The sequence below is a fragment of the Anabaena azotica FACHB-119 genome (assembly GCF_014697625.1).
Lineage (GTDB): Bacteria > Cyanobacteriota > Cyanobacteriia > Cyanobacteriales > Nostocaceae > Trichormus > Trichormus azoticus_A.
In genome coordinates, this window is the sequence record NZ_JACJSG010000018.1 from 97,213 (window position 1) to 113,786 (window position 16,574).

20 protein-coding genes are annotated in these 16,574 nt (G+C 38.5%); 11 read left to right on the plus strand and 9 right to left on the minus strand.

The window, feature by feature from the left end; genetic code table 11:
- Positions 1 to 212: 212 nt before the first annotated feature.
- The 10 genes from H6G83_RS14970 to H6G83_RS15015 all read left to right on the plus strand — a co-directional run bounded on the left by H6G83_RS14970 (position 213) and on the right by H6G83_RS15015 (position 5,705).
- A complete protein-coding gene (locus H6G83_RS14970) occupies positions 213 to 773 on the plus strand; it encodes a 7-cyano-7-deazaguanine synthase (RefSeq protein WP_190473580.1) in 561 nt (186 codons plus the stop codon).
- Positions 766 to 1,758 (plus strand): hypothetical protein, encoded by a 993-nt coding sequence (locus tag H6G83_RS14975; RefSeq protein WP_190473582.1) that lies wholly within the window; start codon positions 766 to 768, stop codon positions 1,756 to 1,758. Before H6G83_RS14970 ends, H6G83_RS14975 begins: the two co-directional genes overlap by 8 nt.
- On the plus strand, positions 1,758 to 2,684 hold the full coding sequence (locus H6G83_RS14980; protein WP_190473584.1) for a CBASS oligonucleotide cyclase: 927 nt from the start codon (positions 1,758 to 1,760) through the stop codon (positions 2,682 to 2,684). Before H6G83_RS14975 ends, H6G83_RS14980 begins: the two co-directional genes overlap by 1 nt.
- Positions 2,685 to 2,696: 12 nt before the next feature.
- Positions 2,697 to 3,278, plus strand: coding sequence for a hypothetical protein (locus H6G83_RS14985; protein ID WP_190473586.1), 582 nt, complete (start codon positions 2,697 to 2,699; stop codon positions 3,276 to 3,278).
- A gap of 407 nt (positions 3,279 to 3,685) precedes the next feature.
- Positions 3,686 to 3,907: a hypothetical protein gene (locus tag H6G83_RS14990; RefSeq protein WP_190473588.1), complete on the plus strand. Its 222-nt coding sequence runs from the start codon at positions 3,686 to 3,688 to the stop codon at positions 3,905 to 3,907.
- A 4-nt stretch (positions 3,908 to 3,911) separates the two neighbouring features.
- Complete coding sequence (locus tag H6G83_RS14995; protein WP_190473590.1) at positions 3,912 to 4,124, plus strand: PIN domain-containing protein; 213 nt, start codon at positions 3,912 to 3,914, stop codon at positions 4,122 to 4,124.
- 156 nt (positions 4,125 to 4,280) lie between these two features.
- Complete coding sequence (locus H6G83_RS15000) at positions 4,281 to 4,544, plus strand: type II toxin-antitoxin system ParD family antitoxin (protein WP_190473592.1); 264 nt, start codon at positions 4,281 to 4,283, stop codon at positions 4,542 to 4,544.
- Between the two features lie 5 nt (positions 4,545 to 4,549).
- Entirely contained in the window at positions 4,550 to 4,873 is a 324-nt protein-coding gene (locus H6G83_RS15005; RefSeq protein ID WP_190473684.1) for a type II toxin-antitoxin system RelE/ParE family toxin, read from the plus strand.
- Between the two features lie 74 nt (positions 4,874 to 4,947).
- A complete protein-coding gene (locus tag H6G83_RS15010) occupies positions 4,948 to 5,307 on the plus strand; it encodes a ribbon-helix-helix domain-containing protein (RefSeq protein ID WP_190473594.1) in 360 nt (119 codons plus the stop codon).
- Positions 5,304 to 5,705 carry a type II toxin-antitoxin system VapC family toxin gene (locus H6G83_RS15015; protein ID WP_190473596.1) on the plus strand — a complete coding sequence of 134 codons (402 nt, stop codon included), beginning with the start codon at positions 5,304 to 5,306 and terminating at the stop codon, positions 5,703 to 5,705. Before H6G83_RS15010 ends, H6G83_RS15015 begins: the two co-directional genes overlap by 4 nt.
- 559 nt (positions 5,706 to 6,264) lie before the next feature.
- Here the strand turns inward: H6G83_RS15015 and minE are convergent.
- The 6 genes from minE to H6G83_RS15045 form a co-directional block, all read right to left on the minus strand.
- Positions 6,265 to 6,555: a cell division topological specificity factor MinE gene (minE, locus tag H6G83_RS15020; protein WP_190473597.1), complete on the minus strand. Its 291-nt coding sequence runs from the start codon at positions 6,553 to 6,555 to the stop codon at positions 6,265 to 6,267.
- Positions 6,556 to 6,587: 32 nt separating this feature from the next.
- A complete protein-coding gene (gene minD, locus H6G83_RS15025) occupies positions 6,588 to 7,394 on the minus strand; it encodes a septum site-determining protein MinD (protein WP_190473599.1) in 807 nt (268 codons plus the stop codon).
- Positions 7,395 to 7,439: 45 nt separating this feature from the next.
- On the minus strand, positions 7,440 to 8,549 hold the full coding sequence (gene minC / locus H6G83_RS15030; RefSeq protein ID WP_190473601.1) for a septum site-determining protein MinC: 1,110 nt from the start codon (positions 8,547 to 8,549) through the stop codon (positions 7,440 to 7,442).
- A 79-nt stretch (positions 8,550 to 8,628) separates the two neighbouring features.
- On the minus strand, positions 8,629 to 9,954 hold the full coding sequence (locus H6G83_RS15035) for a four-carbon acid sugar kinase family protein (RefSeq protein ID WP_190473603.1): 1,326 nt from the start codon (positions 9,952 to 9,954) through the stop codon (positions 8,629 to 8,631).
- A gap of 5 nt (positions 9,955 to 9,959) precedes the next feature.
- A complete protein-coding gene (locus tag H6G83_RS15040; protein WP_190473605.1) occupies positions 9,960 to 10,619 on the minus strand; it encodes a hypothetical protein in 660 nt (219 codons plus the stop codon).
- Between the two features lie 415 nt (positions 10,620 to 11,034).
- A complete protein-coding gene (locus tag H6G83_RS15045) occupies positions 11,035 to 11,196 on the minus strand; it encodes a hypothetical protein (RefSeq protein WP_190473607.1) in 162 nt (53 codons plus the stop codon).
- Positions 11,197 to 11,803: 607 nt separating this feature from the next.
- Here H6G83_RS15045 and H6G83_RS15050 point away from each other — a divergent pair.
- Positions 11,804 to 13,315, plus strand: a complete 1,512-nt coding sequence (locus H6G83_RS15050; protein WP_190473609.1) for a hypothetical protein — start codon at positions 11,804 to 11,806, stop codon at positions 13,313 to 13,315.
- 38 nt (positions 13,316 to 13,353) lie between these two features.
- Here H6G83_RS15050 and H6G83_RS15055 read toward each other — a convergent pair whose 3' ends face one another.
- The 3 genes from H6G83_RS15055 to H6G83_RS15065 form a co-directional block, all read right to left on the minus strand.
- Entirely contained in the window at positions 13,354 to 13,635 is a 282-nt protein-coding gene (locus tag H6G83_RS15055; protein WP_190473690.1) for a hypothetical protein, read from the minus strand.
- A gap of 401 nt (positions 13,636 to 14,036) precedes the next feature.
- Positions 14,037 to 15,584: a uroporphyrinogen-III C-methyltransferase gene (gene cobA, locus H6G83_RS15060; protein ID WP_190473611.1), complete on the minus strand. Its 1,548-nt coding sequence runs from the start codon at positions 15,582 to 15,584 to the stop codon at positions 14,037 to 14,039.
- Between the two features lie 48 nt (positions 15,585 to 15,632).
- Positions 15,633 to 16,493 carry a class I SAM-dependent methyltransferase gene (locus tag H6G83_RS15065; RefSeq protein ID WP_313936186.1) on the minus strand — a complete coding sequence of 287 codons (861 nt, stop codon included), beginning with the start codon at positions 16,491 to 16,493 and terminating at the stop codon, positions 15,633 to 15,635.
- Positions 16,494 to 16,574: the final 81 nt, after the last annotated feature.

Consider the following 16,574-nt stretch of genomic DNA (forward strand, 5'->3'; position numbering starts at 1 on the left):
AGCTAAATAGCTATAATGTAATGAGATACCCCCATCTAAGTAATTTGCCGGATGGGGTTTCTCAAAAGAAGATTTTTAATGTTTTCAAAAAAATTGATGATATTTGATAAAATATGATTAAATATTTACTTTTGTAATTAAATTTTTTATTTGAAATAATCTACGATAATAAATATTGCCCTATCTTACTCGTTATAAATTATACATCACTAATGTTAACACCCAAAAGTACATTATTACTGCTAAGTGGTGGTATCGATTCATCCGCTTGTCTTCATTACTACCTCAATAAAGGATTCTCTGTAAGTGCTTTGTTCATACACTATGGGCAAATTTCAGCAAGCAAAGAAGAATCTGCTGCAACTAATATATCTAAACACTACAACATACCCATTGAGAAAATTAAGTTAACAGGTTTTAAAAAATGGGCGGGTGGATATATACCTGGAAGAAATGCTTTTCTTTTACATACTGCATTAATGGCATTTAAAGAAAATACAGGTATTATATCTATAGGTATTCATGCTGGTACTAACTATAATGATTGCTCTGAAAGATTTATAGCAACTATGCAATCATCTTTCGATATTTATACGGATGGTTGTATTCGTATTGGTGTACCTTTTATGAAGTGGGATAAACGGATGATTTGGGATTATTGTAAACTTAATCAAGTACCCCTTGAAATAACTTATAGTTGCGAATTAGGGCAAGAGCAACCTTGTGGTCAATGTTTATCTTGCAAGGATTTGGAGGCTCTTCGTGTTGGCTAGAATTTCTACTATAGGGCAAAAATTGGGATTAAGAATTTCTACACCTCTTTTAGTTCCATCTTTTTCAACTAAAGGCTTCAAATTTAATACAGAAGGGCAATCAGAAACCACTAATATTATTAATTTAATGTCAGATTGGTTAACTGAATCAATGTTAGTTAGCGCACATGATATTTATTATAAATATATACCGGAAGAAATTAGCACAGTAACAGAATTACTTTTTATTGATAGTGGAGGCTATGAGAAATTGATAGATGATGATTTTTCAAGTGTATTTTTTGCTGGTGCATCAGTGCATGAATGGAATGAAAATTATTTGAGAAAAGTTTATGATCAATGGAGTAATCTAACATCTTGTGTTCTTGTCAGCTATGATAACAAAAAAACTGTTAAAGAACAAATTGAAAGTGCAAAAGAATTATTTAAAAGCTATCCTAATAGCCTCCATACAATTTTATTAAAACGGGAGAGAGAAGAAAATTTATACATTAATATAGATTCGGTTATGTCAAATATCCAGTATTTAACCAATTTTGACATAATTGGTCTTACAGAAAAAGAATTAGGCAATTCTATCCTCACTAGAATGCATAATATTGCTCTGATTCGTCAGGAACTAGATAAACAAGATATTAATAAACCTATTCACATTTTTGGAAGTTTAGATCCTGTCACTTCACCCTTATATTTTTTAGCTGGTGCTGAAATATTTGATGGACTCACATGGCTTAGATATTCATACTTTAACGGCATTGCAGTTTATCAACACAATCATGGTGCAATTAAAACAGGAATATCTATAAGAGATGATAGAGTGAGGTCTCAGTCATTTGCTGAAAATATTAGCTATTTAGAAGAACTCAAGCTTCAAATGAAAAGCTATGTAATTAATAATGGAGATTTTACTAAATTTAAATTTCATTCGGATTTCTTTAGAACTTCTTATGATTCTCTATGTACTAAATTAGGAGTATTAGCATAATGGGCGGTTCTGGTTCAGACTTTTTAAGTGAAACTTATAGTCCTAAAGCAATAGCTAGAGAGATTCGTGAAGCAGAAGCTCAAACAAAAAATCAGCAGTTTGAAGTTGAAGTTTCTAGCATGATCGGTTCATTATTGGCTCAGTATAATGATCGTGACACTGAAGCAATTAGAAATTATATTAATAATATTAAAGATGCTTTGAATAAGGATATTGAAGGTACTGTCAATATTTTGTTTGGCGGTTCAGTTGCCAAACATACCTATGTTGATGGACTTAGCGACATAGATGCACTTGTGTTGATTGACAAAACTGAGCTTGCAGATAAGTCACCGAGAGAGGTAAAAGAATACTTTTCTAATAGACTTCAAGAAAGATTTTCTAAACAACCTGAAATAGGTAAATTAGCTGTAACAATTCAATTTAAAAATGCAGAGATTCAACTTCTGCCTGCTCTTAAGCAGGAATCAGGCTATAAAATATCAGATTCCACAGGTGAACAATGGTCTGCTATAAAACCTACAGAATTTACTGATGTATTAACTAATTTAAACCAGTTGTTAAGCAAGAAACTGATACCGACTATTAAACTTGCTAAATCCATTATCTCTAATCTGCCTAAAAGCCAACGCCTAAGTGGTTATCATACAGAATCACTTGCCGTAGAAGTTTTTTCTGAATATAATGGGCAAGCAAGAACTAAAGATATGTTAAAGCATTTTTTCAGTGAAGCTGCCAGGAAAATACATTATCCGATTAAAGATAAAACAGGTCAATCTACACATGTAGATGATTACCTTGAAGCAGAAAATAGTAAGCGTAGACAAATTATTTCTCGTTCTTTAGATAGAATTAGTCGCCGCATGAAAAATGCAGATGGAGCTAATTCAGTTGAGCAATGGCGCGAAATTCTAGATCCTTCCTAATACATTACAGTTATGGATTTACAAGAACTTGAACATCATTATAGAGTAATCGATATGATGTTATCTATGCATTCCAAATTGAGAGATGATAATCAAAATCTTGCTTTAACCGTTAACTTGGTTTTGCTAGTTTCATCTGTAATACTTTGCACTTTTGTATTTATAGATCCAGAATTACTTAAATTTTTGAAGATTAATACTCAAATATCTCAAATAACTATTGGCTTATGCTCTAATATAGCTTTTGTAATTTCACTGATTGAATTTAGAGTGGATTGGAAACAAAAAGCAGAAAGACATGGCCAAGCTTGTGAAATTTTAGGTAAATTGAAAGCAGAATGTAGGGGGATTTTAAAATCAAATACTACAGTTGATCCTCAAATAGTAGCAGAACAATGTAGAAGTTGCGCTCAGATATTAAATACACTTCCTAAAATACCCGACAATAAATTTCCAAGTTTGAAAGCTTACCATAAGACCAAGATTGAACTAAGTAAAATAATTGATTTACATCCAGGCATACCCGTTTGGATATTAAGAATAACCTTGATATATCATAGCTTTAAAAAACTTTTTTCAAGGCAGAACCCATAAATAGCAATTAAATACCTAATTTAAGTTATGAAGTATTTTACCTTATAGATACCCAACTTCTTAAATAAGTAGGGTATCTGAGCGCCCCCAACCTATTATGTTTGAACGCAACTTAGTCTTGTAGAGAGCGTTATACCAATTCTCTGTAACAATGCACTTAATAAAATCTTGCGCCTTTGCGTGAGCTTAACAGATCAAATATTAAGTGCAACTTCATGGAGAGATGGTATTACGCTATCACTAACCCACCAAAGTCATAACTCCCGTGCAAATGGTGGGTTAGGCGCAAAACTGGAAATCTGCATCTTGACGACATGAGCCTGTGCGCCTAATCCACCCTACTAGGTTTTGCATAATTTATAATAAAATAGCTATTCTCTTCAATTTAGAATTTAAAGTTATTCATAATGCTGCAAATCATCAAAGCAACCTGTACCAACGGTGAACTTGTTTTAAGTGAAAAACTTAGTTCCGAATTAGAAGGAAAAACTCTACAAATTATGTTTATTGAAACCAGCGAACCTAATCAAGCAATAGATTCTCAAGCATTAAAAATAGAACAATTTTTAGAACGAGTTAATAACTACTCATTTCTATTACCCGCAGATTACAAGTTTAACCGAGAATAAATTTATGACAGGTAAGATTTTTCTCGATAGTAATCTCTGGATTTATCTCTATGCTCAAAATGCGCCCGAAAAATCCCAAAAAGTTGCAGAAATCATCAAAAATAATTATTCACTACTGCTAGTTAGCACTCAGGTTTTGGGTGAATTATTTCATGTTTTAACCAGGAAAAAATTAACCTCTACAACAGAGGCGATCGCAATCATAATAATCAGCTAATAGAGAATAAAGTAAGAATCATAAATCCATTTATTGGATTTTATATATTATTATTTATCCCAAGCATCACCAACATAAATAGTTTTTTGACTTGCAATGGCATAAAATGGCAAAAACTGCCATAATATATAAAGACAGATTTAGGAACTACCTCTGATGACAAGTATCAATATTTCCTTACCTGACACAATGCGAGCCTACGTAGAAGAACAGGTTGCTCAAGGTGGTTACAGCAGCGTCAGCGAATATTTTCGTGAATTAGTACGACAAGACCAAAAGCAGAGAGCGAAGGAACGTTTAGAAACTATGCTGCTGGAGGGGTTAAACTCTGGAGATGCAACAGAAATGACTACTCAAGACTGGGAAGATATCCGTCAAGCAGTACGCGAGAGAATTAGCAAACGTCAAGGTACAGTTTAATGGTGATGTTTGCAATTAAAAAACGACCTCAAGCTATACGAGATTTAATAGACTTAGCAACCTACATAGCACAAGATAATTTAGATGTTTCAGACCGCTTTTTAGCAGCAGCCGAAGCAACATTTAAACAATTAGCAAAAACTCCAGGTATAGGAAGAATTTGTCAATTTGTTCATCCCAGCCTAACAGAGATTCGACAAATATCTATTAAAGGATTTAACAAGTATCTCATCTTTTACCGCATCACTGAATCGGAAGTTGATATTCTTCGAGTAATTCATGGTGCAAGAGATATTGAAGCAATATTTAATGAAGATTTAGAGCTATAGTTACTACTATTATAATGTTGGCTCTCATTGAGCAAAGGCAAACTTACTGCGAATTACTACACAAGGAGAGAAGCATGAGTAATACTCAAGGGTTGGTTCACTTAAATCTAGACTTATCGCCTGAACTCGACCAGATATTAGAAGAGTTAACAAAAAAGTTAGGCGGAAGTAAAAATGATGTGCTGCGTCAAGCCATAGCATTAATGCAAATCATGGTAATAGCTAAAGAACAAACTCAGAGTTTAGGTATTCCTGAAGCAGAAAAATTAATAGCTAACGAAATTATAACACCGCCTAAAACAGCAACAGCCACTCACCCATTAGACAACTTTATAGAAACCTTTGGTGTTTGGGAAGATGAACGCACATCAGAAGAAATTATCGAAGATATCTATAATAGCCGTACTATTTCTAACACTGATTATAGCCTGTGACTTACTTACTTGATACAGATACCTGCATATATTGGTTGCGAGATAGATTTTCTGTCAGAGCAAAAGTTAGGGAAATAGGCTGGAATCAGATTGTTATTTGCGTCATTACTGCTGCTGAACTATACTATGGTGCATATAATTCTAGCCGAGTACAAGAAAATTTAACTCTTGCAGAAGAATTTATTAAAAATTTACCAGTCATACCACTAAGCAATAATAGTATCAAAATTTTTGGAGAGTTAAAAACCGAACTCCGCAAAAGTGGACAACCAATAGGTGATTTTGATTTATTAATTGCTAGTGTTGCCCTTACTGAAAGCTATATTTTAGTGACTAATAATACTCGTCATTATAGCCGTATAAACGGGTTGAAATTAGAAAATTGGACTTTATCATAATGCTTCTAACAAGAATCTCATCTTTTACCGGATCACTGAATCAGAAGTTGATATTCTCCGAGTAATTCATCGTGCAAGCGATATTGAAGCAATATTTAATGAAGATTGAGAACTATAGTTATTACTATTATAATGTTGGCTCTAATATGTAGATAGCCTAGCCTGCTTGATAGAATGCAAGGAGACTTCTCAAGAGGTTAATATAGAAGCGATCGCCAAACTACGCAATCAACTACTCAGAAGACCAGCCGCAGCTATTGGTAGCGTATTTAGCCCTTTTAAATAATTGTGTCCACCTACTTATTATCCATAGGGGCGTACAGCTAGCTGTGCGCCCTACAAATAATCGATGTGTTGCAAATATTTTTTGAATTGCTATTACTTAATTTGGGCAAATTGTTATTAGCAGTAGCCACATAAGTCAAGATATGGATGAATCATAAAATTTTTATCGCCAGCAACTTTTCAGCCTGTCCCCTATCAAAATATTAAGCAGCATAATTTGACGATGTAATATCAATTGACATCGTTGATTAAGCAGACAAGATTTTGCTGCTATTTAAGGTGTTTCGTCGGAGCCGGGTAGCTCTGGTTTTACCCGACGAATGGGTAAGTTAGCAATCAAGGCGGTGGTTCTTTGATTGCTCTCTAAGGCAAACTCTAGACCCTCTGCTTCTACTTCTACATAGCGACAGACGATATCTAAAATCTCCTTCCGCATTTTTTCCAGAGTTTCCGGGTCTAAGCCGGCGCGGTCGTGGGCGATGACAACTTGCAAACGCCGTTTGACTTGAGAACGGCTGGTGTCAGAACCACGTAAAAAAAGTTTGTCTATTAATTCGATGATCATTGCGGATAAGTATGCAGAGATTGGAATGTTGGTTACACAATCTTAGTCCAAAATAACCTTCGCAGACGAGCAAAGATGCTATCGTGGGGTGCGTCAAGGTCGAGAAATTCCACTGTTTCTCCTTCTAATCTGCGGGCTATATTCTCAAAGGCTACGGCTGCTAGAGATGGGGTATCGTTTAATACCAGAGGTTCGCCGCGATTGGTGGAGACAATTACACGTTCGTCATCGGGGAGTACGCCAATTAAGGGGATCGCCAACAGTTCTTGGACATCCTGAACTGACATCATATCGTTAGCCCGTACCATTGCTGGTCTGATGCGGTTAATGATCAGGTGGACGCGCTTCACGCCTTGGGCTTCGAGTAAGCCGACTACTCTGTCAGCATCACGGACGGCGGAAATTTCCGGGGTGGTGACGATGAGGGCTTCTTTGGCTGGGGCGATCGCATTTTTAAAGCCGTTCTCGATCCCGGCTGGGCTATCGATGATGACGTACTGGTACTTCTGCGCTAGGGCGTTGACCAGTAACTTCATTTGTTCCGGCGTTACCGCGTCTTTTGTCCGGTTTTGGGCTGCTGGTAAGAGGACAAGGTTTGGCTGGCGCTTATCTTTGACTAATGCTTGTTCTAAGCGACATTCTCTAGATAGGACTTCTACCGCCGTGTAAACGATGCGGTTTTCTAGCCCCAATAGCAAATCCAAATTCCTCAGACCAAAATCCGCATCGACTAGGGCGACTTGACGACCCACTTTGGCTAAGGCCATCCCCAAGTTTGCCGAAACTGTAGTTTTACCCACCCCTCCCTTACCGGAGGTAATTACGATAATGCGCGTCATGATAACTATGTGCAGGATTTATGGTTAGATAAATATATTAAATATTTATGGTGTTTGGTTGATCTTACTTATTTGCTGTCGGGAAAAATCAGTAGTCCTGACGATGCGTATCCCTTGAGCAGTAATGTGTGCTACTTCAGGATAGAACTGCATCGGTGATTTTTCTGGCGCTCTAGCTACAGCATCAGCGATCCGCAATTGGGTTGGTTCCATTTGCAAGGCCATGATTAGACATTCACGATTACCCGCAGCCCCAGCATGAGCAATTCCCCGCATACGACCCCACACCAAAATATCCCCATCTGCCACTACGATACCACCTGGATTGATATCTCCCAATAAAATTACTGTACCTGGATGGCGTATTTCTACTCCAGAACGGATGGTCATTTCCAGATAAAGCGCGTCGGCTTGGGGTGTAGAAGATGCTTTTGATTCGGAACTGAGGACAGTTTCTGGTTGTAATTGTTCTACAGAATAACCAGATATGACAGCCGCGATCGCAGTTTGTCGCCTACTGGTGGCGACAGATTTGAGTTGCAGTTGCACTTCGCTAAAGGTTTCAGCGAGTTGTTGCAGTTGTCTACCATCTAGGAGGCGGTCATAAGCTACTAGATGTACGGATGTGTTCCGACTACGCAGGCGATCGCCTGCATTTAAGCGGAACTTTAATTGTTGCCAAATCTCAGCCCAAGTAAATTCTGTAGCAGGTAATTGTAATTCTGTAGGTAAAATTACTAATAGTCTTCCTGCCTCAGTTTTTAATTGCACTTGGATGTTATTCTTGACTTTATTCTGGGCGATCGGCTCAGGAGCGTCCAGGCTCAACAAACTAAAATCAGTTTCTACCTCTTGTGTCTCCTGAGAATTGGGTTCTAAATTTAAATCTAAGTCGAGGTTAAGTAAGTTGATCTGTGTCGGGGCAGAATTTGTCTGCTCATCTACAATTGAGGTATCCGACTCAACCTCAATCACTTCAGAATTTGATTTTAAATACTGAAGCACAGAATCTAGCTCCGCATCAGGAATTACAGAGTTAGATTCTGCATCAGTTGGTGCAGAATTTGACTCTGAATTGACAACGGTAGAATTATACTCTGCATCTGAAAATGCAGAATTTGACCCTAAATTGGGGATGGCAGAATCAGAAGTCATGCAGTACCAGCCAAAAGACAAGGGACAGACCCAGTAATTACCAATATTAAACTAGTTACTAATTACATCAACATTTTACTTAAGTATTTTTAGTTAATATTTGATAAACTTTTCCCAAGGCGTTAGTATCCCCAACGTTCCCTGGAAACAATACTACTGGTAAATCAGGAAATTGTGGGTGGTTAGATGATGTTAGCACCATTGAACAACCAGGTAAAATTTGCCCTAGTAATCGGGCGGAAGTTAAAGCTAATCCTGTACTTAAGACATCATTGGAAGTAATACCGCCCTTACTGATGAGAAAGCCAATATCATGAGGTAAGTTGCGGACAATATCCATCAATAAACTTGACACTTTGATGCCAAAATCTAAGCGAGTTTTTACATCTTTGAAAGTGAGTTCTTGACGGCTAGTGTATACTACTGGTGTTTTCAGAGATTGATGTACTTCCTCTACAGTAGCTTTAATTTCAGCTAACAGTATAGTCGCTGCATCTACCTGTTCATCAAGTAACCGTGACACATTAACTTCAATTCCCACAGTTCCCTCAAGTTGTAACAGTGCTGCTAATTGCTGTGTCGTCTTTTTGACATGGGAACCAACTATCACTGCGCCTGGTTTACCCTTTCGCACATACTCAGCCATATTTTCGGCGGCGACTGGTTGGGGAGGTAGGGCAGCCAATGCTGTTAAAATACTGGCAGCACTGCGGAATAAAAAGCGTTTACCTTGGCTAGCGGCGGCTAAGACATCGACAGCAAACTGGTTGAGATCAGCTTGGGTTTCCCCATCGACTACAGCGCAATGATTATTTGTCAGTTGGAGTAAGCGTTCTAAACTTCCCTGACGTATATCATCTAGTAAAAACCTTTCCACCGACTCAGCCGGAATTTTACCTTGAGTTTTTTCTTCCACATACTTAGGTAAGTAGCTGTGATGATAGGCGAAAACTGAATCACGAGCAAATTCAGTTTCATGGACTGGGGTGGGTACACCATCGATAATTAGGTAGTGGATGCTGTCGCGGGTGATGCGTCCCCCCTCAAAAAAAGCAGGAACGAGAAAATGAGCATCAAAGGGGCCGAGTTCTTGAGCGATCGCATCCGTTTCGATGGGATAATGTCCCCGCAAGGTAGAATCAGAACGGCTAACTACGAGAAAGTCATCCACACCTTCAGCAGCTAGCGCCACCTTTAAGTTTTGACAGACTTCTTTGGTAACAGATGCGGCTGATTCTGGAGTTAAAGCTCTGGTATTGGTGAGTATAAAGAAAATCGGCGCATCATCCCGTAACCCTGTGCGTAAAGTTTCCACATCCCAACGCATCAGCAGCAAACAGCTATGGACTGTTTGAGAACCTGTAGGATCATCATCCAAGACAATTATTTTTGGTTTGTTGCTCATTGCAGTCAACGGGACGATTGTAATTTTCTTAATTGTGCTTGTACATCAAGACCAATTTGCCATGCTTGATTAATAATTTGACCATATTCGCTAGCCTGAGTATTTTCTTTCATGGCTTGAATATTGGTTAAATGATTGACAAATAGTTCTTGTTGATTAGCAAGCAATTTTTTATTATCCCGCAAAAGTCGCTCTGTTTTCAAAGCTTGGACTAAATCTTCGCGTAACAGTTGCAGGGCGGTAATAACTTGGTCTCTATCCTCTAGGCTATGATCTAATCCTGAGACTGCCAATTGGTCGTTGACATCCACAGCTACGATTAAGGCATGATATTGATCAACTGCATCTAAAAGCTTGATCAGGGTTTTGGAGGTGCGGAAACGTTGAGCGAGCGATCGCCCCAGTAACAGCAATGCTGCGACTATAATGAATAAAATGATACCTAATGGAATAGCTGAACCAATTGTGGGCAGGATGATGAAGGCATAGATTAAGCCCACAATGATGATAGATAATACAAATACCAACGATATTTCCTGCTGCCAAAATTTTAATCGCTGTTGACGGTTGGCGATACCTGGACGCAGGACTCTATCTGGGGACAACCCTATTAAGCGTCTGAGTTCTCCCTGACTAATTTCTAAACCTATCAAGTCTGGCTGCACAACTGAATATTCCTGTGGTCTGGGAGTTGTGCCATTATTTTAATGTGGTTTGGCGATGGTTTTGTGAAAATTAGGCAATTTTTTTAAACGCAGAGGAATAGGAGGTAAGCGCGGAGGGGCGCGGAGGAGTTTTGAGATTTAAGGAGGGTTTTCAGGTTTTAAGGCGATCGCTGGCAGTTTAGCAAACCAAAATAGTCATGTGGGTCAAGCAGGGGGAGCAGTGGGAGAATTTACTAATAATTATTGATGAGCAAGAGCCTGTGACGTTTGAACAGTTGACTGCACAGGCTCCCGATTGGATGGTGTGGATGGGGTAACTAAAACAATAGTTATTTCACCATGCAGTACTTTTATTACTGCATTCGCTCCAGCGTGATTATGAATTTACTAGAGATGTTAGATACTTTACATAGTTTTACATTCTTGATTGCGTCGCTATTGTGAGGGATAAAGATATCAAAGTTTCGCAGTAATACGGCGAGGAAGAACAAAAGAGAGCATGATGAGTGCGATCGCTATGTTCGCCACAAGTATCGTAGTTGAAGCGCCAAATAATGTAAAAAAATAATAAGAACATTCTTGTTATGCTTAAACTACCTTGACACGCATCTATCTTAAGATATAAACTTTGCGTAGCCTATTAAATTGATAATTGATGGTTTTCAACAAGATGGAACTATGCTTTGATGAGTATCATTTTTGTCAGTTAATAGACACAAATTCTTAAATCAAAGAGCATGAGGTTTAATTTATCAGCATAAATTTATTTATTGGCAAATGTTTCGCTCCTGTATAACTGCATTAGTTGTATTGCAGATATAGAATGAACTTTTTGCAAAGATACTAAAAATATTAAGACTGGTTTGATTGTTCCTGCATCAATTGATGTCAAGAAAGTGAAAGTTTTCTATAATCCTCATCAAATATTTATTAACTTTGGGGAATATAGTTTGTTTGTATTTCGTGAAAGTCTGTTTTTTCAAGAAAGCGTCTGATCTGATTTTTCTGTGCTGTTGATGCTCTGTTTTTGGATAAGACAACAGGAATACGAGTATTATTCGAGCTTTCATCACAATAGAAATGATAATTATTCCACATCACTTTTCTATTTAGGAATAGTCAATTCTTCAAAAAATAGTCCATCCTAATTTATTTTGATGTTAAACATCAAAGGAAATTTCAATATGTATCGTCGTTTTGTACTAATAGTGTGTGTTTTAACATTGGGTTTGTTAATTAGTAGTTGCAATCCTAGTATAAACATGGGGTACTTGCCTTTTCCTAATGGTTATGACTATATGGAAAATTTATCGACTCTAAACAAGGCGACTAAAGAAGGTAATCGCAAGATTATTCGTGAACATGCCTGGAAGTTATGGGCGGGTATCATGCAACCAATAGGAGAATCAAACTGGCCTGTCTGGTATACCTGGCCAAACACAACGGCAGCTTTTAAAGCTCAATCTGCTGAAAAAATTCTTGGAGAAACTGACATAACTCAATCACGTTCTGGCGGATCGATAATAGCGAGAAACCGTGATAATGGAGTGAAACCCAGTAAGATGATTTCCGAAACAGAGCCAAGGAAATACCCTTGTAAGAATAGCGATGGTCAAATAACCATTTGCGTAAACACACCCAATGCTCCAAGTTATGATATTGTTCCTAGCCAAGTTAAGAAAGAATATCCAACCGTTATTAAGAATGATAAAGACAACAATGAATACATTGTTGATGGTAGCCATTTTCAGTATAACGGTGACATCATGATCCCTACTGAGTCACTCAGTCTAGAAGGCATGAATAACATACGCATCAGTCAACTCTACCTTACATCAAAGCTGGATCAACTACATAAAAAGAAATGGCCTCTAGAAGTGACTCCTCTATTTATCGTTACTAAACATATGTACTGGCCTGTAAAAGCCCAAGGAGTTACCGCTATTCCTGTCTGGAATAATGACTTTCCCGACGATTATACAGATTATGTTGGTTACGAAACTTGGAATAATTTAGTGGGGGTTGATCCCAGTGGAAAAACAGTAGGAAAAAAGGAGAAAGTTAAGTTCTTATATAATGTGAAAGATCATGGCAAAGAAAAAGACTTACCAACTAAAGAACAAGATGCTTTAGTGTATGGTTTAGATAGTTTTTACTACCATAAAATTACAAAAGAGGACTGGGATTCATTTGATGAAGCCGATAAAGCAATTCTTAATGCCGCAAGCTATTGGGCAAACAATCAGCCAATCGGTATTGGTGATTACTTAGTTACCATCGCTATGCACATTAATACAAAAGAACTACCAAGCTGGACTTTACAAAGTGTTTGGTGGTCGGACAAGCCTGATCAATTACCTTATGCGGCTGATCGTCCTGAACTTCCACAGGCCAAAGGCCCTTGGAATCATTACTTGCTTACAGACGCTTACGCAATACCCCCTAACAATAAAGGTGAAGTTGATATTACAGTTAATCCATATATTGAAGGAGTCATTCATCCAATTGCTACCAGTTGTCGAAATTGCCATATACGAGCTGGATGGCCAAAAGGTAAAGTCCTCGGCACTGCTAGTTATCAAAACCCTGACTGTTCTGATTTGTTAAGCTACCTTACTCCTGAAAGTAAATGCCTAAAGCCACTCACCTTGACTGATTACTTGTGGACTATTCCTGATCGAGCGATCTCGAAATAGACATATCAGTATTAGTATAATCCGCCATCTAAAGCCGTTCACAAGCACAACCTTAGTGTTTTGAATGGAAGCTGAGGCGGATTTTCTTTTTTGGGATATCTGCTTATCAAAGCTGTTACCAAACAAGAACTAAACACCTGCCTTTCTGCGGTAGTCGCTACTAAAGCTTTAATTTGATTATTGAGTAAAACGAGTAAACGCGATCGCCTTTCGATTAATTCTTCTATTGCTTCCCATTGTCCAGGGCGAAAATTAGATGTTGTATTATCTAATGTCTGACGTAATAGCAATAGTGCTTTTTCTTTATTTGGAGTTACCATATATACACTGTGATTAGTTATTCTTGTTTTAGCATCAAAAATAACTAGTGTCGGTAATTCTGAAGAAAAAGCTGTATAAATTTGGCTTTTTTTTTAAACGCAGAGGAATGGGAGGAAAGCGCGGAGGGACGCGGAGGAGTTTCGAGAGTTATTGGTGAGTTTAGGAGAGGAATTTTTAGGGTTTATAGCACAATACGGTTCAGATAAGAATAATTAACCGCCGATAAACGCCGATAAACGCCGATTAGTTTAGATATTTAGTCAATGTTTCTGCCCAATTTAGCCTTAACTGAACCGTATTGGTTTATAGCAGTCGCCATAGATTAGAACATAAATAAATCACAAATTTCCTAGCAGCTAGCCTTTGAGGCTGTCCCCTGTCCCCTATCCCCTATTCCCTACTATGATGACCAATTGATGATGGCTTGGGTTAGTCCATCTAGGGTGTATTCTTCGGCTTCTACATCTACTCGGCCGAATAAGGTTTGACAAGTTTTTGAGGTTTGGGGGCCGATGGAAGCAATACATACTCCCTCTAAAATATTGGTGATATTGTTAGGAAATATTTGCTCTACAAGTTGGTAGAAAAATTGCCCGGTTTTAGAACTGGCAAAGGTAATTACATCTATTGTGCGGTTTTTTAATGCTAGTTCTGCTGCTGGGGGGATACTAGTAGGACAGCAAGATTGATAAGCTGCAACTTCTATGACTTCTGCACCTTTGGCGGATAATTCTTTAACTAAGATTTCTCTTCCGCCACTTTCTACTCTGGGGAATAATATCTTTTTTCCTTGCAGTGTTTCGGGGAAGTTTTCTACTAAGGAGTCAGCTACAAAGTTAGGGGGAATAAAGTCAGGTTGCAGTCCCCTTTGTTTGAGGCTTTGGGAGGTTTTTTCACCAACGACGGCGATTTTTACTCCCGCTAAAGCACGAGTATCTTTACCTTGGCTATTGAGTCTGTCAAAAAAGTAGTCTACGCCGTTGGTGGAGGTGAGAATTAACCAGTTGAAGTTGGATAAATTTGCGATCGCCTGATCTAATTCCTCCCAACTAGAGGGTGGGCCTATTTCTAACGCTGGCATTTCAATTACTGTAGCGCCAAATGCAGCTAGGCGATCGCTAAATTGGCTCGATTGACCAGAGGAACGGGTGACTAAGATGGTTTTCCCAGTAAGAGGTAGATTACTAGACATAGGTGTGGTTGAGTTCTCTAAAGATATTTTCTCAGGTTGTAGGTAATTGCGTAGCCCAACAACTTCACCAATGACGATAACTACTGGGGAAAGGGATAAACCAGCCGTTTGTGCTAATATATTGCCTAATTGACCAGTCCAGATTTGTTGACTGGGGGTTCCTGCCCAACGAATAATGGCTATGGGTGTGAGGTGCGATCGCCCTCTTCGCAAAAGTTGATGTACAATATCCGCTAGGTTCTTTCCGCCCATCAATATTATTAGTGTGTCTAATCTTGACAGTGCTTCCCAATCTAAAACCTCAACTTCATGGGCTGTCAAGACTGCAAAACAGCGACTCATCACGGGATCTGTGATGGGTATTCCTGCTAATAAAGGTGCAGCTGTGGCTGAGGAAATTCCCGGTACTACCTCAAACTCACAACCTGCGGCTTTCAAAGCCTCAATTTCCGAGGTACAGCGCCCAAAAATAAAGGGGTCGCCTGATTTTAACCTGACGACTAGCTGACCTTGTTGGCAGAATTTCACTAATAAATTATTGATGTCGGCTTGGGGTGTGCTGGGTTTACCGCCCCGTTTACCTACATCTACTTTGAGACAATCAGATGATACACACCCTAACAATTGCTCATCTACTAGGGCATCATAAACCAACACTTGAGCCACAGCCAAGAGATGATAAGCTTTCACTGTCAGGTATGCGACATCTCCCGGCCCTGCGCCGACAAGGTAGACTTTACCCTGTTGTTCAGTCATGATTTGAGAATTGTGCGATCGCTTGCTTGTATGAGTATCAGTTTACTTCTAATTACGTCTGGCAACACACATCAAAGATAAGGCTGCTTCTGAAGAATGAGGATTAATTCCAGATAACCATTGAGCGTAACGATACTTCATATGTGCTTGTCCATAATTGCCTTGTAGCACTTCTGCTCCCACTGTATGATTGTGCGGATAGACGTTGACTGTAAAGCCCAGGGGTTCTAATATTTGGTAATAAAATTGTCTTGTCATACCATCACTAGGTTTGTGATGAGTTTCACTCTTCAGCATAGCATCATGTTCCTTCTGGGACATAAACTTGCCAAAGCTCAACAATCTATATATTGGCACACGGATTTTGTACAATAGCATAGCCAAACCTTTCCAGTTCCAAGCCGTTTGCTGTGGATCATGGTCAGTAATAAGTAATCCACCTGGACGAACCAAACGCGCAGCTTCTGCTAAAACTTTGCCCATATTTTCGCAATGATGTAATGTTGCATTAACTGCAACAATATCCGCAAACCCATCAATAAATGGTAAATTGTGAGCATCTGCCAAAATGGGTGTATAACCAATTGTTTGCGCCATTTTTAAAGAATTACACGACACATCGACACCAATTAACAATCTTGGGGAACCGCCCAAAGTCGCGTATAAATTTCCGGGGCCACAGCCTATATCTACTACAATTTTGTCATCCCAACTACCGCTTGCTGATTGCCAACATTCTTGAAATGCTTTATCTCGATGGCAGGCTGCAAAGTAACCTTTTGCCCATTCAGTATTATCGTAATAAAATATGTTTGCTTTTATTGCTGGACTCAAATTATCAATTTGGCAAATAGGCATATCTCCAGTTTGCCAATTAACATTAGCATTTTGAGAAATGTATCGATGCAATGATCAAAATGTATGGATATTCATAGCGAGGGGTTTAATACTTTTGACTTTTGACTTTTGACTTTTGACTTTTGACTTTTG